At 60.9% G+C, this 23,864-nt stretch carries 22 protein-coding genes and 1 tRNA gene; 8 read left to right on the top strand and 15 right to left on the bottom strand.

The genetic code is table 11. The features are described 5' to 3' along the window. Positions 1 to 56: 56 nt before the first annotated feature. Both AC6JBC_RS05435 and thyA read right to left on the bottom strand, forming a co-directional pair. On the bottom strand, positions 57 to 1,391 hold the full coding sequence (locus tag AC6JBC_RS05435; RefSeq protein WP_498025809.1) for a 3-methyl-2-oxobutanoate dehydrogenase (2-methylpropanoyl-transferring) subunit alpha: 1,335 nt from the start codon (positions 1,389 to 1,391) through the stop codon (positions 57 to 59). Positions 1,392 to 1,496: 105 nt separating this feature from the next. Continuing rightward, positions 1,497 to 2,387, bottom strand: a complete 891-nt coding sequence (gene thyA / locus AC6JBC_RS05430) for a thymidylate synthase (protein ID WP_498026005.1) — start codon at positions 2,385 to 2,387, stop codon at positions 1,497 to 1,499. A 243-nt stretch (positions 2,388 to 2,630) separates the two neighbouring features. Here thyA and AC6JBC_RS05425 point away from each other — a divergent pair, with 243 nt between their 5' ends. After that, on the top strand, positions 2,631 to 2,912 hold the full coding sequence (locus AC6JBC_RS05425; RefSeq protein WP_498025807.1) for a JAB domain-containing protein: 282 nt from the start codon (positions 2,631 to 2,633) through the stop codon (positions 2,910 to 2,912). Positions 2,913 to 3,011: 99 nt separating this feature from the next. Next, positions 3,012 to 3,088, top strand: a tRNA-Pro gene (locus tag AC6JBC_RS05420). Between the two features lie 139 nt (positions 3,089 to 3,227). Here AC6JBC_RS05420 and purB read toward each other — a convergent pair. Beyond that, positions 3,228 to 4,544 (bottom strand): adenylosuccinate lyase, encoded by a 1,317-nt coding sequence (gene purB / locus AC6JBC_RS05415; protein ID WP_498025806.1) that lies wholly within the window; start codon positions 4,542 to 4,544, stop codon positions 3,228 to 3,230. 268 nt (positions 4,545 to 4,812) lie between these two features. On the opposite strand from purB, the gene AC6JBC_RS05410 reads away from it, so the two are divergent. After that, on the top strand, positions 4,813 to 5,199 hold the full coding sequence (locus tag AC6JBC_RS05410) for an EF-hand domain-containing protein (RefSeq protein ID WP_498025805.1): 387 nt from the start codon (positions 4,813 to 4,815) through the stop codon (positions 5,197 to 5,199). Positions 5,200 to 5,302: 103 nt separating this feature from the next. Here the strand turns inward: AC6JBC_RS05410 and AC6JBC_RS05405 are convergent, their stop codons facing one another. From AC6JBC_RS05405 to ku, 3 genes are read right to left on the bottom strand one after another with little or no spacing between them, the layout of a single operon-like run. Further along, entirely contained in the window at positions 5,303 to 5,488 is a 186-nt protein-coding gene (locus tag AC6JBC_RS05405) for a hypothetical protein (RefSeq protein ID WP_449471522.1), read from the bottom strand. A gap of 59 nt (positions 5,489 to 5,547) precedes the next feature. Next, positions 5,548 to 8,043 (bottom strand): DNA ligase D, encoded by a 2,496-nt coding sequence (ligD, locus tag AC6JBC_RS05400; protein ID WP_498025804.1) that lies wholly within the window; start codon positions 8,041 to 8,043, stop codon positions 5,548 to 5,550. Between the two features lie 3 nt (positions 8,044 to 8,046). Next, the gene (ku, locus tag AC6JBC_RS05395) at positions 8,047 to 8,913 is read right to left on the bottom strand and encodes a non-homologous end joining protein Ku (RefSeq protein ID WP_498025802.1); all 867 of its coding nucleotides are present in this window, start codon (positions 8,911 to 8,913) and stop codon (positions 8,047 to 8,049) included. Between the two features lie 167 nt (positions 8,914 to 9,080). Between ku and AC6JBC_RS05390 the strand changes: the two genes are divergently transcribed. Both AC6JBC_RS05390 and pyrF read left to right on the top strand, forming a co-directional pair. Continuing rightward, complete coding sequence (locus tag AC6JBC_RS05390; RefSeq protein WP_498025800.1) at positions 9,081 to 9,416, top strand: hypothetical protein; 336 nt, start codon at positions 9,081 to 9,083, stop codon at positions 9,414 to 9,416. Beyond that, entirely contained in the window at positions 9,413 to 10,087 is a 675-nt protein-coding gene (gene pyrF, locus AC6JBC_RS05385; RefSeq protein WP_498025799.1) for an orotidine-5'-phosphate decarboxylase, read from the top strand. Before AC6JBC_RS05390 ends, pyrF begins: the two co-directional genes overlap by 4 nt. A 47-nt stretch (positions 10,088 to 10,134) precedes the next feature. Here the strand turns inward: pyrF and AC6JBC_RS05380 are convergent, their stop codons facing one another. From AC6JBC_RS05380 to AC6JBC_RS05360, 5 genes are all read right to left on the bottom strand, one after another. Further along, on the bottom strand, positions 10,135 to 10,788 hold the full coding sequence (locus AC6JBC_RS05380) for an outer membrane protein (RefSeq protein WP_498025797.1): 654 nt from the start codon (positions 10,786 to 10,788) through the stop codon (positions 10,135 to 10,137). Between the two features lie 131 nt (positions 10,789 to 10,919). Then, positions 10,920 to 15,095 (bottom strand): translocation/assembly module TamB domain-containing protein, encoded by a 4,176-nt coding sequence (locus AC6JBC_RS05375; RefSeq protein WP_498025796.1) that lies wholly within the window; start codon positions 15,093 to 15,095, stop codon positions 10,920 to 10,922. Next, the gene (locus tag AC6JBC_RS05370; RefSeq protein ID WP_498025795.1) at positions 15,095 to 17,134 is read right to left on the bottom strand and encodes an autotransporter assembly complex protein TamA; all 2,040 of its coding nucleotides are present in this window, start codon (positions 17,132 to 17,134) and stop codon (positions 15,095 to 15,097) included. The genes AC6JBC_RS05375 and AC6JBC_RS05370 overlap by 1 nt, the downstream gene beginning before the upstream one ends. A gap of 93 nt (positions 17,135 to 17,227) precedes the next feature. Beyond that, positions 17,228 to 17,707: a DUF1465 family protein gene (locus AC6JBC_RS05365; RefSeq protein WP_196225703.1), complete on the bottom strand. Its 480-nt coding sequence runs from the start codon at positions 17,705 to 17,707 to the stop codon at positions 17,228 to 17,230. A gap of 111 nt (positions 17,708 to 17,818) precedes the next feature. Further along, a complete protein-coding gene (locus tag AC6JBC_RS05360) occupies positions 17,819 to 17,998 on the bottom strand; it encodes a YdcH family protein (RefSeq protein WP_464779165.1) in 180 nt (59 codons plus the stop codon). 189 nt (positions 17,999 to 18,187) lie between these two features. Here AC6JBC_RS05360 and AC6JBC_RS05355 point away from each other — a divergent pair, with 189 nt between their 5' ends. Continuing rightward, complete coding sequence (locus tag AC6JBC_RS05355; RefSeq protein ID WP_464789128.1) at positions 18,188 to 18,343, top strand: YdcH family protein; 156 nt, start codon at positions 18,188 to 18,190, stop codon at positions 18,341 to 18,343. Between the two features lie 137 nt (positions 18,344 to 18,480). Here AC6JBC_RS05355 and AC6JBC_RS05350 read toward each other — a convergent pair whose 3' ends face one another. The 4 genes from AC6JBC_RS05350 to AC6JBC_RS05335 all read right to left on the bottom strand — a co-directional run bounded on the left by AC6JBC_RS05350 (position 18,481) and on the right by AC6JBC_RS05335 (position 21,300). Then, the gene (locus AC6JBC_RS05350; RefSeq protein WP_498025793.1) at positions 18,481 to 18,843 is read right to left on the bottom strand and encodes a PilZ domain-containing protein; all 363 of its coding nucleotides are present in this window, start codon (positions 18,841 to 18,843) and stop codon (positions 18,481 to 18,483) included. Between the two features lie 64 nt (positions 18,844 to 18,907). Further along, positions 18,908 to 19,372 carry an RNA polymerase-binding protein DksA gene (gene dksA, locus AC6JBC_RS05345; protein ID WP_464779163.1) on the bottom strand — a complete coding sequence of 155 codons (465 nt, stop codon included), beginning with the start codon at positions 19,370 to 19,372 and terminating at the stop codon, positions 18,908 to 18,910. A gap of 566 nt (positions 19,373 to 19,938) precedes the next feature. Continuing rightward, positions 19,939 to 20,628 (bottom strand): hypothetical protein, encoded by a 690-nt coding sequence (locus tag AC6JBC_RS05340; RefSeq protein WP_498025792.1) that lies wholly within the window; start codon positions 20,626 to 20,628, stop codon positions 19,939 to 19,941. 231 nt (positions 20,629 to 20,859) lie between these two features. Next, a complete protein-coding gene (locus AC6JBC_RS05335; protein WP_498025791.1) occupies positions 20,860 to 21,300 on the bottom strand; it encodes a host attachment family protein in 441 nt (146 codons plus the stop codon). Between the two features lie 100 nt (positions 21,301 to 21,400). On the opposite strand from AC6JBC_RS05335, the gene serS reads away from it, so the two are divergent. After that, positions 21,401 to 22,678 carry a serine--tRNA ligase gene (gene serS, locus AC6JBC_RS05330; RefSeq protein WP_498025789.1) on the top strand — a complete coding sequence of 426 codons (1,278 nt, stop codon included), beginning with the start codon at positions 21,401 to 21,403 and terminating at the stop codon, positions 22,676 to 22,678. Between the two features lie 128 nt (positions 22,679 to 22,806). Then, positions 22,807 to 23,856: a potassium channel family protein gene (locus AC6JBC_RS05325; protein ID WP_498025787.1), complete on the top strand. Its 1,050-nt coding sequence runs from the start codon at positions 22,807 to 22,809 to the stop codon at positions 23,854 to 23,856. Positions 23,857 to 23,864 lie beyond the last annotated feature (8 nt).

Below are 23,864 nucleotides of genomic sequence, written 5' to 3'. Positions count from 1 at the left end.
AGCAAGCTCCGCTATCCTCTCCCCTAAAGGAGAGAGGAAAAACGACCCGCCCCCCCTCACAACCCAGCCGCCTTAGCTTCATCCAGCATCTGCCGCTGCTGCTCCCGCAGATGCCAGGGCATCTCCTCGAACACATCCTCAAACATGCTCTCCATCGGCTGATGAAGCCCATGCCCCAAAATCCCGTTTTTCTCCGCTTCCTTCGCAGCCTCACGCACCTGCTCGGCCAGTTCCTTGTCCATCGCCGCCTGCCGTTCCTCGTCCCAGATGCCGACCGCGATGCAATGCTGCTTCAACCGAGCGATCGGATCACCCAGCGGCCAGTGACTCCCCTCGTCGGCCGACCGATAGGCGCTCGGATCATCGGACGTGCTGTGCCCCTCAGTCCGATAGGTAAAATGCTCGATCAGCGTCGGCCCATGATTGGCCCGCGCCCGATCCGCTGCCCAGCGCGTCGCGGCATAGACCGCCAGCGCGTCATTGCCGTCAATCCGCAGCCCGGCGATGCCATAGCCGATCGCCCGCGCTGCAAAGGTCGTCGCCTCCGCGCCTGCAAAGCCGGAAAAGCTGCTGATCGCCCACTGGTTGTTGACGACGTTCAGGATCACTGGGGCACGATAGACGCTGGCAAAGGTGCAGGCGGAATGGAAATCCCCTTCCGCCGTCGATCCTTCCCCGCACCAGGTGGCCGCGATCCGCGTGTCGCCCCGTGCCGCGCTCGCCATGGCCCAGCCCACGGCCTGCGGATATTGGGTGGCAAGGTTGCCGGAGATAGAGAAGAACCCCGCTTCCCGCGCCGAATACATGATCGGCAGCTGCCGCCCCTTCAGCCGGTCGCCCTTGTTCGAATAGATCTGGTTCATCATGTCCACAAGCGGCCAGCCGCGCGCGATCAATATCCCCTGCTGGCGATAGCTGGGGAAGCACATGTCATCGCTCGCCAGCGCCGCCGCCGCGCCGATCGACACTGCCTCCTCGCCGGTCGATTTCATGTAAAAGCTGGTCTTGCCCTGCCGCTGCGCCCGGAACATGCGCCCGTCGAACGCCCGCGTCAGCGCCATGCCGCGCAGCATGCGGAGCAGCATCTCGGACGGCAGCTTTGGGTCCCACGGCCCCACCGCGCGCCCTTCCTCATCCAGCACGCGGACAAGGTCATAGGCCATTTCCCGCATCGTACCCGCGTCCGCCGCCTCATCGGGCCTGCGCGAGGTTCCGGCGGGGGGAATGTCAAAATGACCGAAATCGGCTTCATCGCCGGGCCGAAACTGCGGTTCCGGCACATGCAACCGCAATGGCGGCAGGTTCCTGCCGTCCGCCGAAAGCTGCTCTCCGGCATTCTGGCCGCTCTGAGTTCCGGCCTTTCCAGCGCCCGAACCGTTCCGGTCGCCCATCCTGCCTCCTACTCGCATTTGCAATATTATTGCTTGATGCAATTATTATATTACAACGCTCGCCGAAAGCAAGAGTTCCGTTTTCCCGCTATTTCCTTCTTGAATTCAAACCGCCACCGGCGCCGCAATGTGACTCTGCGGCTTATAGTCCACCACTTCGAAATCCTCGATCCGATAATCGAAAATGCTTTCCGGCCGCTTCTTTATCCTCAGCTTCGGCGCGCCTTCCGGCTTCCGGCTAATCTGCTCCTCAACCAGTGCGGCATGGTTCAGATAAAGATGCACGTCCCCACCGTGCCAGACGACTTCCCCCGGCTCCAGATCACATTGCTGCGCCAACATCCGCGTGATCATCGACAGCCCGAAAATGTTGAACGCAAATCCAAGGCCAAGGTCACAACTGCGCTGGAACAGCAGCCCGTTGAGCCGCCCATTCGCCACCTGGAACTGATAGGTCATATGGCAAGGCGGCAGAGCCATCTGCGCCACTTCCGCAACATTCCACCCGGTAAAAAGCAGGCGCCGCGATCCCGGGTTGTTCCTGATCCCCTCGACCAGTTCCGCAATCTGGTTATGCCCCTTTTCCGCCCGCCGGAAGAGCCCGTCACCAACCACTTCATAGCGCGGCCAGTTCACCCACTGCGCCCCATAAACCGGCCCCAGATCGCCCCACTGCCTCGCAAAGCCCGCATCCTCGACGATCCGCGCTTCAAAATCGTCCCGGCTGATGTCCTCGCCCGTCGCCTTGCGATAGGCATCCAGCGGCCAGTCGGTCCAGATATGCACGCCCTGGCGCACAAGCTCGCGGATATTGGTGTCGCCCGTCAGGAACCACAGCATCTCCCGCGCCGCGACTTTCCAGTAAACGCGCTTGGTCGTCAGCAACGGCACCGCATCATCGGCCAGCGAAAAACGCATGCTCGCACCCAGCAGAGATCGCGTACCCACTCCCGTCCGGTCGATCCGCTCGTCCCCCTCCGTCCAGATACGGCGCATCAGGTCCAGATATTGTTGTTCGTAATGCGCTTCGGCCGGGATGACGGTATTGGTCAACGGGGGTTCTTTCCTGCTGGGACGATTCCAAACTCGCCGCCCCGCTTTAGCCGAGCGAACAGCCGCTAGCCAATCTTGCTTTCGCTTCGGATCATTCTACCCGCCTTCCCCTCCACAGTGGAGACAGTTGGCCGTGATCACTGATCGGCCCGGCCGCATCTTGTTGCGATGACTATCACGGCAAACATGCAATTTTTGCTCCTCGACGATGATTGGCGCCCCGTGCACCGCGTGGATGGCAATGAAGATTGGCGTTGCATCGTGCAGGAACTGCTGCTGCGCGAAAGCCACTGGCTGACAATCGAACAGCAGCGCCCCGGCCAGCGCTCCCCCTATCCATGTTGGAGCGACATTCGCCTATCACGAACCATCGCTCGCCGCTTCCGGCCCATGGAGGTCAAGCTCGCCGATCATATAATCCGGGGCACCGCGGACCAGTTCAGCTTTCGCGCGGCAGGCCTGCTCTGACCATGTCAAAAAAAGCGCGCCCAGCCGCTTGCCAGCCCGAAAAGCCCCCTCTATAGACCCCGCCTGCCCAGCGGCGTTGCAAGCAATGCCGCTATCGGTCGGGGAGTAGCTCAGCCTGGTAGAGCACTGTCTTCGGGAGGCAGGGGCCGGAGGTTCGAATCCTCTCTCCCCGACCATATTTTTTTCATATCAAAAGCCATAAAGGCGTCAGCCGCGCAATATGCGCTGCTGCCGATCGCCTGTAGTATTCTACCACAGAACATAAAAAAGGGCGCGTTTCCGCGCCCTTCTATCATATGAGCTTTCGACCGCCCCTCACGCTTCTCCAAACACTCGGCGGAAGATGGTGTCCACCTGCTTGAAGTGATAGCCGAGGTCGAATTTCTCTTCGATCTGCTCAGCGGTAAGAGCTGCGGATACTTCCGGATCGGCCTTCAGCAGTTCCAGAAGCGAAAGCTGGCCGTCCGATTCCCAGACCTTCATCGCGTTGCGCTGGACATAGCGATAGCTGTCCTCGCGCGAAACGCCCGCCTGCGTCAGCGCCAGCAACACCCGTTGCGAATGAACAAGACCACCCATCTTGTCGAGGTTCTTCATCATGCGTTCGGGATAGACGAGCAGCTTGTCGATAACGCCGGTCATACGGCCCAGGGCAAAGTCGAGCGTGATGGTAGCATCAGGACCGATATAGCGTTCAACCGACGAATGGCTGATGTCGCGCTCATGCCACAGGGCGACATTTTCCATCGCGGGCAGCGCATAGCTGCGCACCATGCGCGCAAGGCCCGTCAGATTTTCAGTCAGAACGGGATTGCGCTTGTGCGGCATTGCCGAACTGCCCTTCTGGCCGGGGGAGAAATACTCCTCCGCCTCCAGCACTTCGGTGCGTTGCAGATGCCGGACCTCGACGGCCAGCCGTTCTATCGAGCTTGCAATAACGCCCAGGGTGGCAAAGAACATCGCGTGGCGATCACGGGGAATGACCTGGGTCGAAACAGGTTCGACCGCCAGCCCCAACTTGGCCGCGACATGTTCTTCGACACGCGGATCGATATTCGCGAACGTGCCGACCGCGCCGGAAACAGCGCAAGTCGCAATTTCCTCACGCGCCGCGACGAGGCGGGTCCGGCACCGGCTGAACTCGGCATAGGCCTCGGCCATCTTGAGACCGAAAGTGACCGGCTCGGCATGAATGCCGTGACTGCGCCCAATCGTCGGCGTCAATTTATGTTCAAACGCGCGACGCTTGATGACGTCGAGCAGTTGATCCAGATCCTCGATCAGGATGTCGGCCGCGCGGGAAAGCTGCACGGCAAGGCAGGTGTCCAGCACGTCGGAAGAGGTCATGCCCTGATGCATAAAGCGCGCTTCGTCGCCGACCTGCTCAGCAACCCAGGTCAGGAAGGCGATGACATCATGCTTGGTCACGGCCTCGATGGCGTCGATCGCTGGCACGTCTATGGTCGGGTTGGTCGCCCACCAGTCCCACAGCGCCTTGGCAGCTGATTGGGGCACCACGCCCAATTCACCGAGCGCTTCGGTGGCGTGCGCCTCGATCTCGAACCAAATGCGAAATCGAGCCTCGGGCTCCCAGAGAGCTGTCATTTTCGGGCGGGCGTAGCGCGGGACCATCGAACGAATCCTGATTGCTGATAAAAGTTCGCGCGCCGCCTAGCAGTCCAGCCATTCAAGGGCAAATCGCGCCCTCAATTGGGTTCGCGCGTCTGTACCAGTAACTTTTTACCCCGAATATCGCAGCGTTCAAGGACGGGATGAGCCAGTTTCAAAGGCGAATTGCCGAGCCTGAATGGATATTCAGGAAACGCGGTCGTCACTCATGTATTCATGGGTCAAGCTATCGAGCAACTGACCCGCTCTACCGCTGCCGAGGGAGAAAGTGATGTTACGCGGCCTCATATTTTCATTTGCGCTGTCTGCCGCCGTTCCGGCTGTCGGACAGGTTGGTTCTGTGCCCGACAGCCCACAGGCAGGTGCGAGCACATCTCCTCAAAGCCCGGCGGCGACACCGGCCGATACCGTCGCGTCCATCGTCGATAGCGAATTCCCGGCCTATGATGCCAATGGAGACGGACAACTCGACAAGGCCGAGTTTTCGCGTTGGATGGTTGCACTCAAGGATCAGGAGATGAAAAGCAGCGGTGAAAAACTATCCGCCGCTGACGTCACAATTTGGGCTGATGGCGCATTCAAGACAGCCGATGCGGACAAAAGCACGTCCGTAAGCAAGCCCGAACTCATCACCTATCTGAGCCGCGGCGCTGCTTAATCGCCTCGCACTATTATCTAGGCTGACAAGAACCCGGTCTATGGGTCACAGCATGGGGCGGCGTGGAGCGAAGGCCATGCCGCCTCCCTTTTAGACCAATCAATCAGCCGCGTTTTTTATTGGTATACAGAAGCGCTGCAACGATAGCGGCCGATCCTATGCCGACTGCGGTGCCCATCCATACGCCTCGGCCCGCTGTCTTTCGGGCAGCCGTTGCCAGATCGGGCTTTGCTTCTGTTGCCTGTTCGGGGGCGCCCGCGTCGGGCGCGTCTTTGTCGGACTTGGTCATGGTGAATCGGCTTATGCAACAAGCCCGCGCCGGAGAAAAGATAGCTGTCAGATATCAGTTCAATAATCGGGCAACGTCTGCCGCGCTTCTCCCCATCCCCGCATCTCTCGTGATGCCGCCCGGGCGACCAATTCATCCACGTCCGCGATAGTGAAAGCCCCCGGCCGATCAATATCCTCCAGTTCGTTCCAGTTGACGGGCACCGCCACCGGAGCATTCTCACGCGCCCTGACGACATAGGGGAGCACTGCCGTAGCGCCCCGCTGATTGCGCAGCCAGTCGATAAATATCCGGCCCTTCCTCTTGGCCTTACTCATCGTTGCCGTGAAACGATCGGGTTCGGCGGCGGCGAGCGCTCTTGCGAAGCGGTCGGCAAAATCCTTGACCTGCGGCCATTCGGCTTCAGGCGTAAGCGGGACAACCACATGCACGCCCTTTCCACCGGACAACATGGGAAAGCTGGTGAGCCCTATGTCCTCAAGCGTGCGGCGAATGTCGCGGGCGGCCTTCTTCACATCCTCAAAGTCGAGGCCTTCGTCCGGATCGAGGTCAAAGATCAGCCGGTCGGGCTTTTCGACATCTTCCACCCGGGAACCCCAACCATGGAATTCAATCGTGCCCATTTGAACGCAAGCGACCAGCCCATCAATGTCTTCCACATAAAGATAATCCTGCTCGTCGCCGTCCTTTTCGCGAATGGGGACGTGCTTCACATGGTCTCCAAAACTGCCGCTGTCATGCTTCTGGAAAAAGCATTTCTTCGCCCTTCCCTGTGGGCAGCGCACCAGACTGATCGGACGGTGCGCTATCCAGGGCAGCATGATCGCCCCGGCCGCTTCATAATAGTCGGCCAACTGCCCCTTGCTCACCTTCGCCTCCGGAAAGATCAGCCGTTCGCGGTTTGAGACATGAACGCCGCTTTCCTGTTCAGGCACAGCCATCACCTTCTCCCGAGCTACTTCACCCGCCTTCTTGTCCTCGCGAAGCCCAAGGAAGCTGCCGTGGCGCACGACATTGTCGCTGGTGAACTCCGCAAAGGCGATTTCGGCCACCAGGTCAGGGCGCACCCATTTGGCGCCCCGAGTTTCGCTGCGTGGTACGTTCAAGGCAGGGGATTGGCGGGCTCGTGCCTTCAGTTGGCGAAGCAGTTGATCACTGTTCCGCGCATTGAAACCCGTGCCGACCTTGCCCGCGTAGACGAGTCCTTGATCATCATTCTGCGCTAGAAGGATGTTACGGATCGCGCGGCCGCTTGCGGAACTGGGAGTCCATCCAACAATGACAAATTCCTGCCGACGGGTGCATTTGACCTTGAGCCAGTTCTTCGTTCGGGTGCCACGATAAGGAGCATCCGCTCGCTTGCAGATTATGCCTTCCTGCCCGGCCTCGCACATCGTCCGGAAAAGCTTTTCGCCAGCGCCCAGAATATGATCGGAAAAATGCACATGCGCGCTACCCTGACCCAGCAGAGCCGCTAGCTTTTCCTTACGGGCGATGTTGGGCTGCCATGTCAGATCCTCTCCTTCCAGTGAAAGAAGATCGAAGGCGAAGAGGTGGAGAGCGCCCTTGCCTTCGCCCTTCAACACCTGCTGCAATGTGGAAAAGTCCGGGTTTCCATCGGCTCCCAGTGCGACGATTTCTCCATCGATCAGCATGGGGGGAAGGTTCATGGCGCCTATTTCCTTCGCCAGCGGCGCGAAGCGGTCAGTCCAGTCGAGACCGGTGCGCGTGAACAGCTGAACGCGGCTGCCGGAAACACTGATCAAGCTGCGATAACCGTCATATTTGATCTCGTGCAGCCATCCATTGCCCGTGGGGACGGCATCGACCAGCGTAGCGAGCTGCGGCGCGTGAAATGGTGGTGCTTTTTCCTGTCGGCGGCGCTTGGCGGAAGGCTGAACCGGCGTCGCCTTCTTCGCTTCGTCCATAGCGGCATCGAAAGCCTTTCCGCGCTTGCCCTTTAGCGAGATCGCTGGCGCGTTGGCGGCAATCTCGCCCATGGTCCTGCCACTCTTGATGCTGGTCAATTCCCGCCCGACCAAATCCTCGGCGGGGCCAGCATAGGCATCGTCGATCTTTCGGAGCAGCCAATTCTCCCTCTTCCCTTCGCCGGGCCGGGGTTTCAGGCGGATCAGAAGCCACTCGCCTTTCATTCGCTTGCCGTGAAGAACGAAGTGAAGATGTCCTTTCACCAGGTCCTTCGCGCTTTTCCCGGGGACCGGCTCCCAGGTGCCCTCATCCCAGAGCATCACGGTGCCGCCGCCATATTCGCCCTTTGGGATCGCGCCTTCAAAGCTCGCGTAAGATAACGGATGATCTTCGGTGCGAACGGCAAGACGCTTGTCGGCGGGGTCAAGACTAGGGCCGCGTGTCACCGCCCAGCTTTTCAGGACACCATCCACTTCCAGTCGGAAATCATAATGTAAACGCGTGGCATCATGCTTCTGCACGATGAAGCTGTTGCCGCTGGTGCGCGTCCGCTTTCCCGCCGGTTCCTTCGTTCGAGTAAAATCGCGCTTGCGGTTATATTCCTTAAGGGGGTCGGCTTCGGCCATAAGTCAGGCCCGCTTGCGCGTGGTAGCCTTGGTGCTGGCGGTGCGCCGCGCGGCCGGTTTCTTGGCGGGCGTGCTTTTCGTCCCGGTATCGACGGATTTCTTTAGCGCCGCCATCAAATCGATCACATTGCCGCTGCGCTTGACCGGAGCCTCATCCTCATCCTCGATGATGCGGCGCCCCTTGGCCTTCTTCTTCTTTTCGATCAGCCGCTCAAGCGCATCGACATAGCGGTCGTGGAAGCTGTCGGGTTTGAAGGGCGCGGTCTTCTTTTCGATGAGCGCTTCGGCAAGGTCGAGCAGTTCCGGATCGGGCTTCACATCCTCAATTTCGCGGAAGTAGGACTGGGCACGATTGACCTCATCGGCATAGCGAAGAGTCTCCAGCACCATGCCTCGTCCGCAAGGCTTTAGCGAAACGATATATTCCCGGCCGCGCATCGCCAGTTGGCCCAGTCCAACCTTCTTCGCGCGCCGCAATGCCTCGCGCAGGACGATGAACGCTTCTTCGGCTAGGTCATCCGCAGGCACGACATAATAGGGTCGCTCATAATAGAGGACGTCGATCTCGTCAGCGTCCACAAATTGCGTGAGTTCGAGCGTTTTCTTGCTGTCCAGCTTGACCGCATCAATCTCCTCGGGCTGAAGCAAGACATAGTCGCCCTTGCTGACTTCATAGCCCTTCACGATGTCCTCTGGCTTGACCGGACCGAGGCCCGGAACCGTTTTTTCGTAGCGGACGCGCTTGCCGCTGGGCTCGTGAATCTGATGGAAGGCTATCTGGGCGCCGGACTTGGTCGCCGCATAGATTTCGACGGGAATGGACACGAGGGCCAACCTGATTTGCCCCTGCCAATATGCGCGCGCCGCCATGTCCTGAACCTCCTTGCCGCAAGGAAAATGCGCAGGCGGGCACAAGGGTTCCGGCATGCAGTGGAGCGACTTTCTGCCCTCCCGACACCAGCAAATCCGACGAGGCGCTTCCGAACTACGCCGAAATGGCCTAAGCTGGTTCGATTATCAGCTAGAGGACATGCCGAATGCAATTCCTGCGGACTGCCTTCTGGGTTGTCTTGGCCGTCGCGATTGCCTTGTTCTGCAAGGCGAACAACCGGCCTACCGAAATCAAGGTATGGGGCGACATCGTGTGGGAGACGCGTATCTGGTTCCCCATACTCATCGCCTTCCTGGTGGGCGCCGTTCCCTTCTGGATCATGGCCCGCACCACGCGTTGGCGGATGAAGAGGAAACTGGAAAGCACGGAGCGGGCGCTGATCGCGGCAACCGCCACCGCTGCTCCCACCTTACCGCCTGCCAGCATCGCCGACGACCTTCCCATTTCTTCTCCTTCCCTACCCGCTACAGGAACAGCATGAGCAGCCCCATTTACGTCGCCATTGATACGCCCGACCTCACCAAAGCCCAGGATCTGGCCCGGCGTGTGCGCGGACATGTAGGTGGGTTGAAACTGGGGCTCGAATTCTTCTGTGCACATGGCCATCACGGCGTGCGGGAAATGATGAAATTCGATCTGCCGATCTTTCTCGACCTGAAGCTGCACGATATCCCGAATACGGTCGCAAAGGCCGTTCAGGCGCTCCATGGCCTCGAACCAGCAATCCTCACCGTGCATGCGGCGGGCGGGCGAGCAATGTTGGAGGATGCAAAAGCAGCTGCGGGCGTCAATACAAAGGTCGTCGCGGTAACCGTACTCACCAGCCTGGATAATAGCGACCTTATGGATATCGGGGTTGGCGGCAAGGCTGAGGATCAGGTGACGCGGCTTGCCGACCTGGCGCGCAGTGCCGGCCTGGACGGTATCGTCTGTTCCGGGGAAGAAGTCGCGCTAGCCAAACGTGCCTGGCCGGACGGCTTTTTCGTTGTGCCCGGCGTCCGGCCGCAAGGCGGCGCCCTGGGTGATCAGAAGCGCGCGGTCACACCTCGGGAAGCACTGGATCGGGGCGCATCAATCCTTGTTGTGGGACGGCCAATCAGCCTCGCGGAAAACCCCGACATGGCCGCGCGGGAAATCGAAGCGACATTATAGCGGGAAAGACGTGATGGGGGATCAGCAAAGCCGATCCCCCCGCCCCGTCAGAAGCGCCAGCCTACGCTGGCCACGACCTGATGACGATCGGTATCGATGTCAAATTCGCTGCTCGTCGCGCCATTCATGAAGTCGATGTGCGCGCTGTCATATTTTGAGTAGCGATACTCCAGCTTTCCGAACATATTCTGGTTGAAGGCGCGTTCCACGCCGCCACCGATCCTCCAGCCGTCGAGCTTGAAGGAGGTATCGGTTGTTTCGTCGGTGTCGCCTGCAAGCACGTTCAGCTTGGTGTTGGTGTAGCCACCCTTCACATAGACAAGGGTGTTGGGGCTGGCGAGTATGCCAGCACGGGCGCCGACATACAGGTCACGGCCCTGGCTGACACGGCCGAAACCGAACTGGCTGGTGAATGGGTTTCTGCTGCTCTTGGCAGTTGAATCCGTGAATTCGCCCTCGACACCTACGACTGCGCTGCCGAGATTGACATCATAGCCCGCGCCTACGCCATATAGCAGCCCGTCGATGGACTGGTCATCTTTGCTATTGTCATTGTCCACGCTGCTGCCCGCGCCAGTATGATCATAGCCCAAAATCGCTTCGACCCTTGGACCGGTGAAAGTGGCGCCGGCATCCTGTGCCAGGGCAGGAGACGCGACGGCCGATCCAGCCAGCAGGGTTGCGACCATTATTTTCCGCATAGGATACTCCATTGTCACTCACCTCCTTGAGGAGGAAGTGGTGGAAGTCCCACGGCAGGCAATGGTTTCATGAACCTGAGATAAACAGCTGAAATTGTGGTATTTTGGCAACGAACAGGAAGCAGGGAAGGTCAGTAATCTTTGGATACGCGGACGTTTGCACTTTCCCGACCAAGAGTGGAAATCGACGCCAGCAGAGAAAGCCAACGGGTGACCTGATATTCCATGCGCGTCGCGGAATAGCCTTGGCCATCGGTAATGAGTTCAACATAGGTCTTGCGCGTCAGATATTTTCCGGCCGCAACTGAGGTCCCCTGCCCCTGCGTAGGATCGGCGGCGATAATGCGCAGCCGGTCAAGTCCGGCAGCCTTGCGCACTGCGTTGATCGGATCAAGCCCTCCGCCACCCTGGAGCGATCCTACGGCCGAGGCGAGTTGCAACGCCTCGGGCGCGGAAAGATTGGTTATCGATGTTCCGAACAATATGCGTGAAAGCAGTTCGTCCTGCGGCAGGGCGGGCACGCTGGTGAAGCTGATATCGGGCCTGAGACCTGTACCACCCACATGGATCATCGCGGTGAGGTCGTTGACGTTGGCTTCCGCATCGATGTCGAGCGTGGGATTCGTTGGCGTGCGACCATCAAACTGAATCTTGCCCTCACGCAGTTCGAAACGGCGCCCGGCGAAGGTGTAACCTCCACGAACAAGCTCTGCCGTGCCGGAGATTGCAGGACTGGTCACGGTGCCGCCGATATCCAGATTGGCGCGCCACTCACTATCAAGGCCCAAACCTGTGACCGTCAGGCGATTACGCGCCCGCGTCTTGATGGCAAGAGCCCACGGCCGATTTGTGCGGGGCCGTTCGACCTCTTCGCCGTTACGATTGACCTCTGTGACGCGAAGCTCCGGAATCTGGGCGATTGCGGCTGCACGGCCCAAGGTGAAACGGCTGCGATTGAGCAGCAGGTCGCCACCAATGGTTCCGTTGACGCCGTCCGAACGCAAGGTGATCGGGCCGGTGACCGTAGCGGCTATGTCATCGCGGTCCAGCAGCGCGGCATCGTCCGCCTGCAAACGCAAGTCCATGCCGACCCCGGCAATTCCTGCGAAGGTGAAGCTGCCCGTCCCGCTTACCGTTCCGCCATTCTTTGCATTGGCGGTGAAACTAGACATGACCAGTTGCGCGCCTGAAAACCGTCCACGCGCCTTCACATTATGCAGCCGCATACCGGTCACAGCGCTGTTGATTGATGCCGTGTCAGTCGCGAGCGCGCCGGAAATTAAGGGGTTGCCGAGCGTACCACGCGCGTCGGCGGAGACACTCACGGGGCCGGAGATATCGACTATCTCCACCCCGGTCAGGCGCCAGAGCGTATCCGCAGTCCCTCGGAATCGCAGCTGACCGAATAGAGGCGCCCGGTTCAACCGATCGATCAGGCTTCCTTGCGTGCCAAGCGGCGTCAACAAGACCTGCGCCCGCCCAATAGTCTGGCCATCGGCGGCGAATAGCATGCGCGCCGCAAGCCGGTCATTGGTCAGAACTGCGTTCACCCCGGCATCGACGGGCCGGGAACTGAGCGACAATCCAGAGCGCGACAGGCCGCGCACGCGTAGTTCCGCCTTCCCGGTGGGCATGCCCCCCCGGCTATGCACATAGCTGAGCGATCCTGTGGCGGTGCCGCCCAGGCCCAGATTATCATAAGCAATATCCAGCAGGGAAAGCGGCAGCTTCTGCACACGACCTTCGATGCGCGTCGTCAGACCGCTTAGCTCTCCACCCAATTGCAGGGAGCCGCCGGCATAGCTGATGGTCGCCGGGGACAGTCGCCAACCGTCAGCACTGCGGGTCAGGAGCGCAGGCCGCGTCAGCCGGATCGCTCGCTTGTCCACCATACCTCGCGCCGCGATGCGGATGCGGTCGGGTTCGACCTGCGCTTCACCTTGCAAGTCGAAAAGACGGCCGCGCTGGCCCGAAAGACTGGCCTTCACCGTTCCACGCCCGCCGGTCAGATCGGCATTGGCCGCCAGTCTGCCGATCAGGATGCCACCTACCCGCAAACCTCTGGCCTGCGCCACGGCATTGATCGACGTCCCGGCGGGATCGAGCAGAACCGTCGCATCCAGCTTGCCGCGACGTACCGCGATTGCCGTGGGGCCATCGAAGCTGGCATCCGTGGCGTCGAGCTTCAGGACCAGTTGCTGAATGTCATTGACGGGGACAAAGGCGATGCTGCCATTGACGGGGCCAGCGACATTCAGCTGCCCTTCAAGGCCGCCCGTCACAGGACGCAGATCACCGCTGGCGGTTATTCCCGACACGGCGAGCTTCGCCACCCTCACAACCGCCTGAGCACCGCGCGGCAACAGGATTTGGCCCTCGCCATTGAAGGCGCCCAGCGTCGATCCACCTAGAGCTGTGAATTGATACCCGGCGTCGTCCGGGACCAGATGCACGCGCATGTCGGCGACGCCCAATGCATCAAGGGGCCGGTGAAGCAGCAGGTCAATCGTCGGCTGCTCAATCCTGCCGTCAAGCGTCAGGCGTACCGGTCCATATCGCTTGTGCGTGCCGCTGCCTTCAAAATGGAAGCTCCGATCGGGCCGCCGATACCCATCAGCCGAAAGGCTGAGCAACGGCGCTTCCAGACGCAGCCCCGTGAACATCAGGCGTTTGTCGGCGCCAAGGGAAAGATTGCTCTTCACCACCGGCAGGCCGCCACCCAGGCCCCGCAGAAAACTATTGTCCAACCGTCGCATGCGCGCCATTGCCGTGCCGCTGAGACTGAACGCGCCGCTTTTTCCGGGGACTGCCCGCAGCTTGGACGTCAGATCCACGATGCCGAGACCACGAATGGCAAGGCCGCGTATCTGTCCATCCAGACCGAAATCATAACGACCGGTCCTGAGGTCGGCGAGCATGACCAGCTTGCCGCTCAGCTTGTCCGACCGGATCGGCATGGGATTGGTAAGGAGCTGCTGCCCCTTGACCTGCAACACGCCATCCAGCACGAAATTGCGGATGATGCCCTCGACAAGGTCGCCCTGCCCATCCAGCCGCCGCGCACGCAGGTGCAGGGGAATCAGCAACGGCCCATTGCCGACCTTGCGTCCTTTACCCTCTGCGCGCACATCGCTGATCACCGTACGGTCGAACGCAAGCTGTCTGGCTCTCAGCAAATATTCGTAGCCGACGCTGGAGAAGGCACCATCCAGCCGCACCCGCGCGGTGACGTCGCGGCCCCGCATGGATTTCAGCAAGGCTTGGGGCCGCGCAAGCTTCACATCGATCAGCATATTATCAAATGCGGAGTTACGCAGATCGAGGGCACCATCAGCACTCAGCGCGATCGCTTCAGAACGCAGGGACAGTTTGCCGTCCAGCACACGATCCTTCAGCTCCCCATGCGCCTCCAGCGAAAGGCGCGGCGAAGCTAGACGCTGTACCAGCCCTTTTCCTGCTATGGCCGATGCTTCGACCGATCCAGTCGCGGAATAGATGCCACTGCGGGCTGCAAGCACCATGTCGACCGCAGGATCACTGTCCAGCGTACCCGCCAGCCTGCCGTCCCAGCGTGTCCAGCTGCCCTCCCCCCGAATCCGCAGGTTGCCGTCCTGCCGCAACCCGGCCATGGTCGCCAGGACGCCGCCAGCGGGCGCATTGACGGTGACATCCAGGTCGAACCGATCATCATCCGGGCGACTGTCGAGCGCGAGGTTGATCGCATCCTCCTGCCCCAGAACCCGCGCGGAAAGGTCGATGACCGCTCTTCGGTCACGTATGTCGGCGTCACCGGAAATCGTCGCCTGCTGCACGCGCCCGCTGATGTTTTCGGCTATGATCAGTCGGCCTACCGAGAACTGCATCAACCGGATGTCAAAGCCGGGAAGGATCGGCCCCTTCTGCTTGCCGGGGTTAAGGCGTGGCAGCTTGTGCAGCGTCGCCACGGGAATGTTCAGCCGGTCAATGTCGAGACGGTTTGAAAGCCAGGCCAGCGGCCACCAATCCAGTTCTATGCGCGGAGCCGTTAGAAAGGCGCCCTTGGGATCGGACAGCGTCACGCCATGAAGGACGGCGCGGCGGTAAATGCTGCCTTCGATCCGGTCGACATGGATACGCAAGCCGGACGGCGGGCTGATCTTTTCAACACGCGCAACCAGGAAGCGGTGCCCGGCAGAAGTGTCGAGCCACACCAGCGCCGCCGCCGCTGCGACCAGAAGAAGGGCAAGCATGCCAACTATCCACCGCTGCCATCGCCCATCCCAGGCCCGATGACGCCGCTGCGGCCGCTGTACCTCATCCTGGGCCATCAGAAGGCCTGCCCGAGAGAGACATATACGGCCACCCGCGGATCACCCTTCTGCGGGTTCAATGGCGTGCCGACGTCGATCCGGATCGGGCCGAAGCTGCTATAGTAGCGCAGCCCCATGCCCGCGCCGATGCGCATGTCTTTAAAACGTGGCAGGAAGCTGGTGGAGATATTGCCTGCATCCACAAATGGCACAATGCCGAAATTCCCGAAACGAACGCGGGTTTCCAGTGAGAATTCAGCAAGGCTTTTGCCGCCGATCGGATCATTGTTCGCATCGCGCGGGCCAATATCCTGATAGCCATAGCCCCTGACCGAAGCGCCGCCACCGGCATAGAAGCGCCGCGACGGCGCGATCTGATCAACCGTGGACCCCAGGATCGTACCGAAGCGGGCGCGCGCCGCCAGCACGATCCGTTCATTCACAGGCTGGTAAACGCTGCCGTCCAGCTGGACGCGGGAATAGCCGAAGGTCCCGTCCTGGAAGGACAATTCGGGGCTGAATCGGCCGCCTAACCGAAAGCCCCGGCTCGGGTTCAAAAGATCGTCACTGCCATCATAAGTGAGGCTGAGCGGAACCGCGCCAATCAGGAAGGTTCGCCTGTTGCCGCCGCTGAAAGCATCCTTTTCATCCGAAGCGATCAGTTCCGCCCCAACGCGCCAGACCCATTTTTTCTGAAACAATATGTTGGTTTGCCGTTCCAGCGCGCCCGACAGGGTAATCGTGCGGGCGTCATAGGCATCCCGCTTGATATTGCTGATCGACACCAATCCCGTCAGCACATGGTCACGCTCCCGGAAATTGTTGCGCCGGTAGGTGAAGGACGCGGTCTGTTCCTGCGTCCCAAGCACCCCGCGCAATGTGACGGCGCCTTCTGGCGGAAACAGGTTGCGGTGCTGCCAACTCACGGCGGCGCGATAGCCTTCGCCAGTGCCATAGCCCAACTCGCCAGCAATGGTCCGCAGTGGCGCGGGCCGGACATCGACGGCCAGATCGACATGCTTCCCGTCACCAGCGTCTTTGGGCGTCAGCGTGACCGACGATACCAGACCGGTGGCAACGATCGCGCTTCGCAAATCCTCGACATCCGACGCCTTGTAAGGATCATCACGCTCGAAGCGGGCGATGCTCTCCACATGACGCGCGTTGAACAGCTTGTTGTCCTTAAGGATGACCGATCCAAAGGTTCGGTAGGCACCCGGGGTCACGATGATATCCAGATCACCCTTACGTTCTTCATGATCGATCCGCACCTCCGGCTCGCCAACCTGTGCGAACGGGAAGCCATTTTCGCTCATAGCGAGCGAAAGAGAAGCCTGCGCCGCCAGAATCGCGTCGGCATCGATGGGATCGCCCGCATGGAGAGGGAAAGCTTCACGCAGCCTCGCCTGCTGCTCGCCTGCTTCGGCCAAGCCCTGGAGATCGACCGAGGAAAGCAGATAGCGCGTCCCCGGCACTATATCGAACCGCACGGCCAGCCTGCCTTCCTTCTCAGGCGAAACCGAAATGGCGCTACGAACGCGGGCCGCATAATAGCCCTTCGCGCGCAGTAGCCGGTCGAGCAGTTCGCTATCTTCCTTGATCCGCCTGTTTATCTGCGCGAGATTTGCGGGCTTCCCTTCCCCCTCCCGCAACACGGACAATTGTTTGAAGCGGCTGTCGAACTGTGTGTCCGCTATCCCGTCCAAACCATTAAGCTGAAGAGAATAATGCTTTTCTTCGCCCGAATCCGCGAAGGCCGCGGCTTCATCAGGCAAATCGACATCAAGCGCGGGGCTTGTGGCATCATCAGCAAGGTCGGGGGTATCCGCCGGATCGGGAGGCAGTGACGCAACCGCGTCGGGCTGCCCCAGGTCAGGCCATGCCACGCCCAGGTCAGGCATGGGGTCCAGGGGAAGATCCTGGTCAACCACATCCGCCGACGGTTCGACGATTTGCGCATGCACGGCAGGAGCCGCCAAAAGCAGAGGCAGGATCAAAAGCCGGGAGGCTTGCGACATGGCTGATACGCGGCGAAAAGTCCGCAAGCCCGTGTTCATATCAACGGTCTAGCCCATTTGGGAAAGGAAGCGCCAGCCCGTACGATGATCCTCCGCAGGAAGAAGCGACGAAATGCCTTTCACAAGCCGACCTCAAAAGGCGGTGTTCAGGCGATCCATCAAGGCGCGAGCGGGGCTGTTGTCCACACGTCCGTGCGGACGAGCCATATGGTCCATCCTGTCCTGCAGGCGCGCGACGCGCCCGTACAGTTCCTGACTGGCCTCGATCAAGGCGCGGGCTGCGAAGGGGAAGGCTGCCGCAATATCCGGGTCGGTTTCCGTTGCACGGCCCAGCCGGTATTTCTCGTCCATCAGGTCGGCATCTGATAACTCGCCCCGCTGCCACGCCCGCTGGCTCAATAGCCAGGCGATGATGTGCATGAGCCGGGTCGTCACCTTGAGGGATTCGCAGGCGAACGAGACGCGGCGGAGGGGATCTTCGATCTCAGCTTCCGTCATATCACGGCGGTCGAAATAGGCGCGCGCCTCATCGGCCATAACCATGGCTTCAAGATAGAGGCCATCGACAAGACGCCGATGCAAGCCACGGTCCAGAGTGACAGCAGGAGACATAGGCCGAATCACTGACATAAAAGCGGCTGCTTGTCAGTCCCGATGCAGCCATCTGGGGGCAGATTGTATCATTCAGGGCCGTTGTTAACCAACAATCGCACGCAGGGGCCGTCAGGCGATGATGTCCGGCACCAGCGCATCCTCCAAAAGCGCGATCTCGTCGCGGAGTCGGAGCTTGCGTTTCTTGAGGCGGGCGATCTGCATCTGGTCGCGCCCTCCCGCGTCCACGAGCGCCTCGATGGCGCCGTCAAGATCGCGATGTTCGACTCGCAGCAGTTCCAGCCGTCGCATGATGTCTTCCCGGCTCACCCACTACCCACTTTCTCGGCCATGTTGCGGACAGCATCCTGATAACTCCCCGGACACTATCGGACCATCGCAAATTTGCACGCGCCCCATCGCAAAGCACCGATTCCGGAAAGACAGGCGGGGCGAATCATGATCTACTCGTTCGTCCATCACCCTCATCAGGAGAATGTCATGGAAAACAGCCACATTTCAGCTCTTTCAGCCAAGCATGCCGGGCTTGATGCACGGATTAAGGCAGAGACGAGTCGGCCTATGCCCGACGCGATCCTGGTTGCATCGCTCAAGAAGCAGAAGTTGCGTGTGAAAGAGGAAATGTCGCGGAATTGATCCGGCATTGAGATTGAGGGCATGGGGCCGCGGCGAAACGCGGCTCCGCCCTTATTTCCCGGACAATCGGGATTGACGCGGCGCTGGGAGGCGGCGCGTTTTTTCGTGAAGGAAATGGCGAGAAGAACGCGTTTTGGTCAGCGGCCTATCTGGTGTAGGCGCAGATAGGAGGGGGCGCGGTGGGCGGCGCCGGAGGCTATGGGTTTGCGGGCGAGTTGGGGATCGATCTCATGATCGAATGCAATACCGATCTTGCCATCCTTGGCCCAGACGACCCGGCCGCTGACCCGCCCGACACCGCGCAGTTCGAGCAGGATGTCGGCACCCGAAGGCACCGGCCGTTCGCAATCGGCCATGAGGCCGGTCGCCGACAGGTTGCGCACGCGGGCGCGACCGAGCGGCGTGCCTTCGTTCGTTGTCAGATTGGTAAGCAGGAACAGGCTGTCCCGCGGGCCTGACCGAGCAGGTCCCCGTTCCGCCATTTCCTGATCGCTATCCATGCCCAATCCCTTGCAATGACCCGTTTATTTGGGGGCACATTGCCAGCGACCGGTGGATAAAGCGTTAATCGTCGCGCGATACCTTTTCCTGCCGCTCATGACGCTCCTGCGCCTCGACAGTCATGGTCGCGATCGGACGGGCTTCGAGGCGGCCGAGCGAAATGGGTTCGCCGGTCACTTCGCAATAGCCATATTCGCCCTCATCGATGCGGCGGAGCGCGGCGTCAATCTTGGAGATGAGCTTGCGCTGGCGGTCGCGGGTGCGCAGTTCGATCGACCAGTCCGTCTCGCTCGACGCGCGGTCGTTGAGATCGGGTTCGCGCAAGGGTTCATTTTGCAGCACGGCCAGCGTGCCTTCCGCCTCAGCCAGAATCTGTTTTTTCCAGTCCCAGAGCCGCTGGCGGAAATATTCAAGCTGGAGGGGATTCATGAACTCTTCGTCGGGCGAAGGACGATAGTCGGGGGGAAGTGTAACAGCCGATTTCGGCGGATTATGGCCGTCTTTATCGGAATTCAGGACCGATGCCATCTGGCTCTCCGACTCGAGGGCTCCGGTTCAAAAGGGCCGGTAGCCCGTGACTTATGATTGACGGCGCCTAATAACGAGCGGCGCGGGGCGACACAAGCGCGCATTCAAGAGAGCTAGCCGGGCGGCGAGAATTTGCAACGGCTGGCAGCGCCACGTCCCAACGGTTTGCGCGCGCGATCGACGGCATCGACCACAAAGAATAACTCAAGCCCCGCCGTTAACTCACTCTGTATCAAAACGAGACGTTAACCATGAAGATTGGCGCTGTTCTATATCCATCACCAACTTATAGCCTATATTCAAGGTTAATGGCGTTGAAGTTTAGCGGTTATCTTGTCTTGTTACAGGGCAGGAAACAGCTTCCGGGTCTCAGAAGGCAACTGACGCGGCCAGAAGCTTGAAGACGAACAAGAGTGGATAGCTATGTCGGTACGGATGGCACTGGCCAAATTATGCGCCTGCACATGCGGTGGCGCGATCATCGGCGGGGGTGCCGTCCATGTCGCCGAGAGCGCCCGGCCGGCAGGGGTCCACAGCAACAAGAGCGTGAAGGCCGCGCCCAAGCGCTATGCCGTGCGGACGGTGAAGCGCAAGGTAGTGAGGACGGTATCCTGCGCACCGCAGACCGTGTCGGTGACGACGCATGCGGCGCCCATCCCCCTGCCCGCGCCGGTGGCTGCTGCTGAAATGCCGATCATGTCGGGCGGTGGCGGCGTTCCTGTGGTGATGGCGAGCGGCGGCGGCTTTGGCGGCGGCGGGTTCATCGGCGGCTTCTTCGGCGGTAGCGGCGGTGGCAGCAGCGGCGGATCGGTCGTCATTTCATCGACCAGCAGCTCAACCGGGGGCATCAGCAGCTCGACCAGCTCCACGACGGGCGGCGTTTCGACTTCGACCGGAGGGGTATCGACCTCCACGGGTGGCGTGTCCACGTCGAGCGGCAATGTGTCGACCTCCAGCGGGAATGTCTCGACATCCAGCGGCAACGTGTCGACTTCGAGCGGGAATGTATCGACGTCGAGCGGCAACGTGACGAGCAGCTCGTCATCATCGACGTCCAGCTCAACCTCCTCTTCCACATCGTCAAGCACGTCCTCGTCCAGTTCGACGTCATCGAGCACATCCTCGTCCACGTCGTCCAGCAGCTCGGGCGGGTCCAGCAGCAGTGGCGGCCATGATGTGCCCGCGCCACCGATGGTCCTGCTGTTCGGTGCGGGAGCGGTGGCGCTGATGGCGCGGCGGCGCTTTGCGGAGCGCAAGGTTCAGGGCTGAGGGCTACGGTCTTTATACTGCCGTCATCCTGAACTTGGTTCAGGATCCATTTCTCCCCACGCAGGGACGGCGTGCAGAGGCAACATGGATCCTGAAACGAGTTCAGGATGACGGAGTGGATAAGAACCGGGTTGAGGGTGACCCGCGGGGGCAGGTCACCGAGGGGGGAGAAGGGCGGCTCGTGGGGGAGCCGCCCTTCTTCGTTCAAAAAAGCGCCTTCAACTCTGAGCGATGATCTTCTCGATCTCCGGCACGGGGTGGTTGGCGAGATCCTTGGCAATCTCGCCCACCAGGCGGCTTTGGACTTCCTTGTGATAATGTTTGCGCATCTCCCCCAAAGCTGCGGGAGGCGCGACGACGATCAGTTTTTCAAATTCATTGGAGAGGGCGCGCCGTTTTAGCAGTTCGGCCGCTTCGACGGCAAAACGGGTTTCCTCCAGTTCATGGAAATTCGTCTGTTCCATTGCGCTGCGCTGACTGCCGACGGAATTGATCGAGCGGCCGGGCGCGTCCGACGCCTGATCCCGATCATAGGGATTGTCCTGCCGCTTCACCGTTTCCGCTTCCAGATTGGGGACCATGCGATCACCCTTGTTCCGGAAGAAGAGCATCTTGCGCCCATCGGCAACCAGCACCATCGCGCCATGATCGATCCACATTAGCGGCTCCTTTCCTGATTTTCCTGATGTCTTGTAAGGACAAACGGACAGGGGCGCGCAGGGTTGCGCGGCTGGTCGCGTAACGGCATAGGGCTGACCCATGCATGACATCCGCTTCATCCGTGAAAATCCCGCCGCTTTCGATGCAGGTCTGGCCCGGCGTGGGTCGGCTCCCCTGAGCGGAGAGATTTTGCCGCTCGATGAGCGCAGCCGGGCGATCAAGACGGAGTTGCAGCAGGGTCAGGCCCGCCGCAATGAAGCGAGCAAGGCGATCGGCGCGGCCATGGCGGCCAAGGACATGGAAAAGGCGGAGGCGCTGAAGGCGGAAGTCGCGGCGCTCAAGGAAAGCATGCCCGCGCGGGAGGAAGAGGACCGGGAGGTCAGCGAAAAGCTGCACGCCCTGCTGGCGGCCATTCCCAACCTGCCCGCCGCCGATGTGCCCGAAGGCGCGGACGAGGCGGACAATGTCGAGGTGAGCCGCTGGGGTGAGCCCCGGCAGTTCAGCTTTACGCCACAGGATCATGCGGATTTCGGCCCGGCGCTGGGGCTGGATTTTGAGGGTGGCGCGGCTTTGTCGGGGGCGCGCTTTACGGCGCTGCGGGGGCAGATGGCGCGGCTCCATCGGGCGCTGGCGCAATATATGCTGGATCGCCAGTCGGGCGAGAATGGCTATGAGGAAGTGAACCCGCCGCTGCTGGTGCGGGACGAGGCGCTGTTCGGCACGGGGCAGCTGCCGAAGTTCGCCGAGGATTTGTTCCGGACAACCGATGGGCGCTGGCTGATCCCCACCGCCGAAGTCTCCCTCACCAATCTGGTGCGGGAGCAGATTGTCGATGTCGCGAGCCTGCCGATGCGGTTGACGGCGCTGACCCCCTGTTTCCGGTCGGAAGCCGGATCGGCGGGGCGCGACACGCGCGGCTTCATCCGCCAGCATCAGTTCGAGAAGGTGGAACTGGTCGCGATCTGCAAGCCCGAGGAGTCGGAGGCCGAGCATGAGCGCATGTGCGCGGCGGCCGAGGGCGTGCTGCAGGCGCTGGGACTGCCCTATCGCAAGGTGCTGCTGTGCACCGGCGACATGGGCTTTGCGGCGGCGAAGACATTCGACCTGGAAGTCTGGTTGCCGAGCCAGCAGACCTATCGCGAGATCAGCTCCATTTCCAACTGCGGCGATTTTCAGGCGCGGCGGATGAATGCGCGGTTCAAGCCGGAAGGGGAGAAGCAGACGCGGTTCCTGCATACGCTGAACGGATCGGGGCTGGCCGTGGGACGGACGCTGGTGGCGGTGCTGGAAAATTACCAGCAGGAAGATGGCAGTGTGATCGTGCCTGAGGTGTTGGCGCCTTATATGGGTGGGGTGACGCGGTTGGAGCCTCGGTGATTGTCGAGCGCTAGCCTTGTATCTCGTCACCCCAGCGAACGCTGGGGTCTCGGGCGAGGTCGTGCGACATCTCCTGAGATCCCAGCTTTCGCTGGGATGACGGGAGTTTGGAGGGGCATGAGCACCCCATGAGGATCAATCCTGCCCGCCCTCCCCTGGCGCAAACCGGATTTCTGCGGCGGCGATCGTCCATGCCGATTTGGGCCGATCTGGTCTGGCGGGTGGGGCTGGTTTTTGGGCTGATCGCGCTGGTGCTGCTGATCCACTGGGTCGGGCGCGATGGGCTGAAGGACAATCTGGATAACCAGATCAGCTTCGTCGACGTGCTCTATTTCACGACCGTCACGGTGACCACGGTCGGCTATGGCGACATCGTGCCGGTCAGCCCGGAAGCGCGGCTGTTCGAGGCGCTACTGGTGACGCCGATCCGGCTGTTCGTATGGCTGATCTTTCTGGGGACGGCCTATAATCTGTTTTTCCGGAACATCTTCTACAGGTGGCGCATGGCACGCATTCAGGCCGATCTGCACAATCATATCATCGTCACCGGCTTTGGCACCAGCGGCGGCGAGGCGGTGCGGGAACTGCTGGCGCGGGGCGTCGATCCGCGTGAGATCGTGGTGGTCGATCCGCAGGAAAAGCCGCTGGTGGAGGCGGAGGATCTGGGCTGCAACGTGATGTGCGGCGATTCGACGCGGGACAAGACGCTGAACGATGTGGCGATCAGCCGCGCGCGGGCGATGATCGTGTCGGCCGGGCGGGACGATACGTCGATCCTGATCACGCTGACGGCGCGGCATCTGGCGCCTCGGCTGCCGATCAGCATCGTCGTGCGGAACGAGGATAATGAGCTGCCCGCACGGCAGGCGGGCGCGACGACGGTGATCAATCCGGTGAGCTTTGCCGGGCTGCTGCTGGCGGGGAGCACCAGCGGGCGGCATATCGCGGACTATATGGCGGACCTGGCCGCGTCGGGTGGCGCGGTGAAGCTGCATGAGCGGCTGGCCTCACCGGACGAAGTTGGCAAGCCTTTGTCGGCGATCGGGACCGGGCTTGGCGTGCGAATCTATCGGGATGAGCGGGTCATCGGCTTCTGGGAGGAAGGGGCGCGGAGACTCGAGCCTGGCGACCTTATCATCGAGATTGTTCAGGGGGATGGCGCGGGCGAGACGCGCTAATCCGGCTG

The sequence above is a fragment of the Sphingobium sp. RC1 genome, from assembly GCF_059738765.1.
The sequence above is the reverse complement of the archived record's forward strand: the minus strand, read 5'-3'. Positions and strand labels throughout refer to the sequence as shown.

Coding starts and splice junctions, on each gene's coding strand:
- AC6JBC_RS05435 (WP_498025809.1), bottom strand. CDS start 1,391: ATGGGCGACCGGAACGGTTCGGGCGCTGGAAAGGCCGGAACTCAGAGC.
- thyA (WP_498026005.1), bottom strand. CDS start 2,387: ATGCGCCGTATCTGGACGGAGGGGGACGAGCGGATCGACCGGACGGGA.
- AC6JBC_RS05425 (WP_498025807.1), top strand. CDS start 2,631: ATGCAATTTTTGCTCCTCGACGATGATTGGCGCCCCGTGCACCGCGTG.
- purB (WP_498025806.1), bottom strand. CDS start 4,544: ATGGTCCCGCGCTACGCCCGCCCGAAAATGACAGCTCTCTGGGAGCCC.
- AC6JBC_RS05410 (WP_498025805.1), top strand. CDS start 4,813: ATGTTACGCGGCCTCATATTTTCATTTGCGCTGTCTGCCGCCGTTCCG.
- AC6JBC_RS05405 (WP_449471522.1), bottom strand. CDS start 5,488: ATGACCAAGTCCGACAAAGACGCGCCCGACGCGGGCGCCCCCGAACAG.
- ligD (WP_498025804.1), bottom strand. CDS start 8,043: ATGGCCGAAGCCGACCCCCTTAAGGAATATAACCGCAAGCGCGATTTT.
- ku (WP_498025802.1), bottom strand. CDS start 8,913: ATGGCGGCGCGCGCATATTGGCAGGGGCAAATCAGGTTGGCCCTCGTG.
- AC6JBC_RS05390 (WP_498025800.1), top strand. CDS start 9,081: ATGCAATTCCTGCGGACTGCCTTCTGGGTTGTCTTGGCCGTCGCGATT.
- pyrF (WP_498025799.1), top strand. CDS start 9,413: ATGAGCAGCCCCATTTACGTCGCCATTGATACGCCCGACCTCACCAAA.
- AC6JBC_RS05380 (WP_498025797.1), bottom strand. CDS start 10,788: ATGCGGAAAATAATGGTCGCAACCCTGCTGGCTGGATCGGCCGTCGCG.
- AC6JBC_RS05375 (WP_498025796.1), bottom strand. CDS start 15,095: ATGGCCCAGGATGAGGTACAGCGGCCGCAGCGGCGTCATCGGGCCTGG.
- AC6JBC_RS05370 (WP_498025795.1), bottom strand. CDS start 17,134: ATGAACACGGGCTTGCGGACTTTTCGCCGCGTATCAGCCATGTCGCAA.
- AC6JBC_RS05365 (WP_196225703.1), bottom strand. CDS start 17,707: ATGTCTCCTGCTGTCACTCTGGACCGTGGCTTGCATCGGCGTCTTGTC.
- AC6JBC_RS05360 (WP_464779165.1), bottom strand. CDS start 17,998: ATGCGACGGCTGGAACTGCTGCGAGTCGAACATCGCGATCTTGACGGC.
- AC6JBC_RS05355 (WP_464789128.1), top strand. CDS start 18,188: ATGGAAAACAGCCACATTTCAGCTCTTTCAGCCAAGCATGCCGGGCTT.
- AC6JBC_RS05350 (WP_498025793.1), bottom strand. CDS start 18,843: ATGGATAGCGATCAGGAAATGGCGGAACGGGGACCTGCTCGGTCAGGC.
- dksA (WP_464779163.1), bottom strand. CDS start 19,372: ATGGCATCGGTCCTGAATTCCGATAAAGACGGCCATAATCCGCCGAAA.
- AC6JBC_RS05335 (WP_498025791.1), bottom strand. CDS start 21,300: ATGTGGATCGATCATGGCGCGATGGTGCTGGTTGCCGATGGGCGCAAG.
- serS (WP_498025789.1), top strand. CDS start 21,401: ATGCATGACATCCGCTTCATCCGTGAAAATCCCGCCGCTTTCGATGCA.
- AC6JBC_RS05325 (WP_498025787.1), top strand. CDS start 22,807: ATGAGGATCAATCCTGCCCGCCCTCCCCTGGCGCAAACCGGATTTCTG.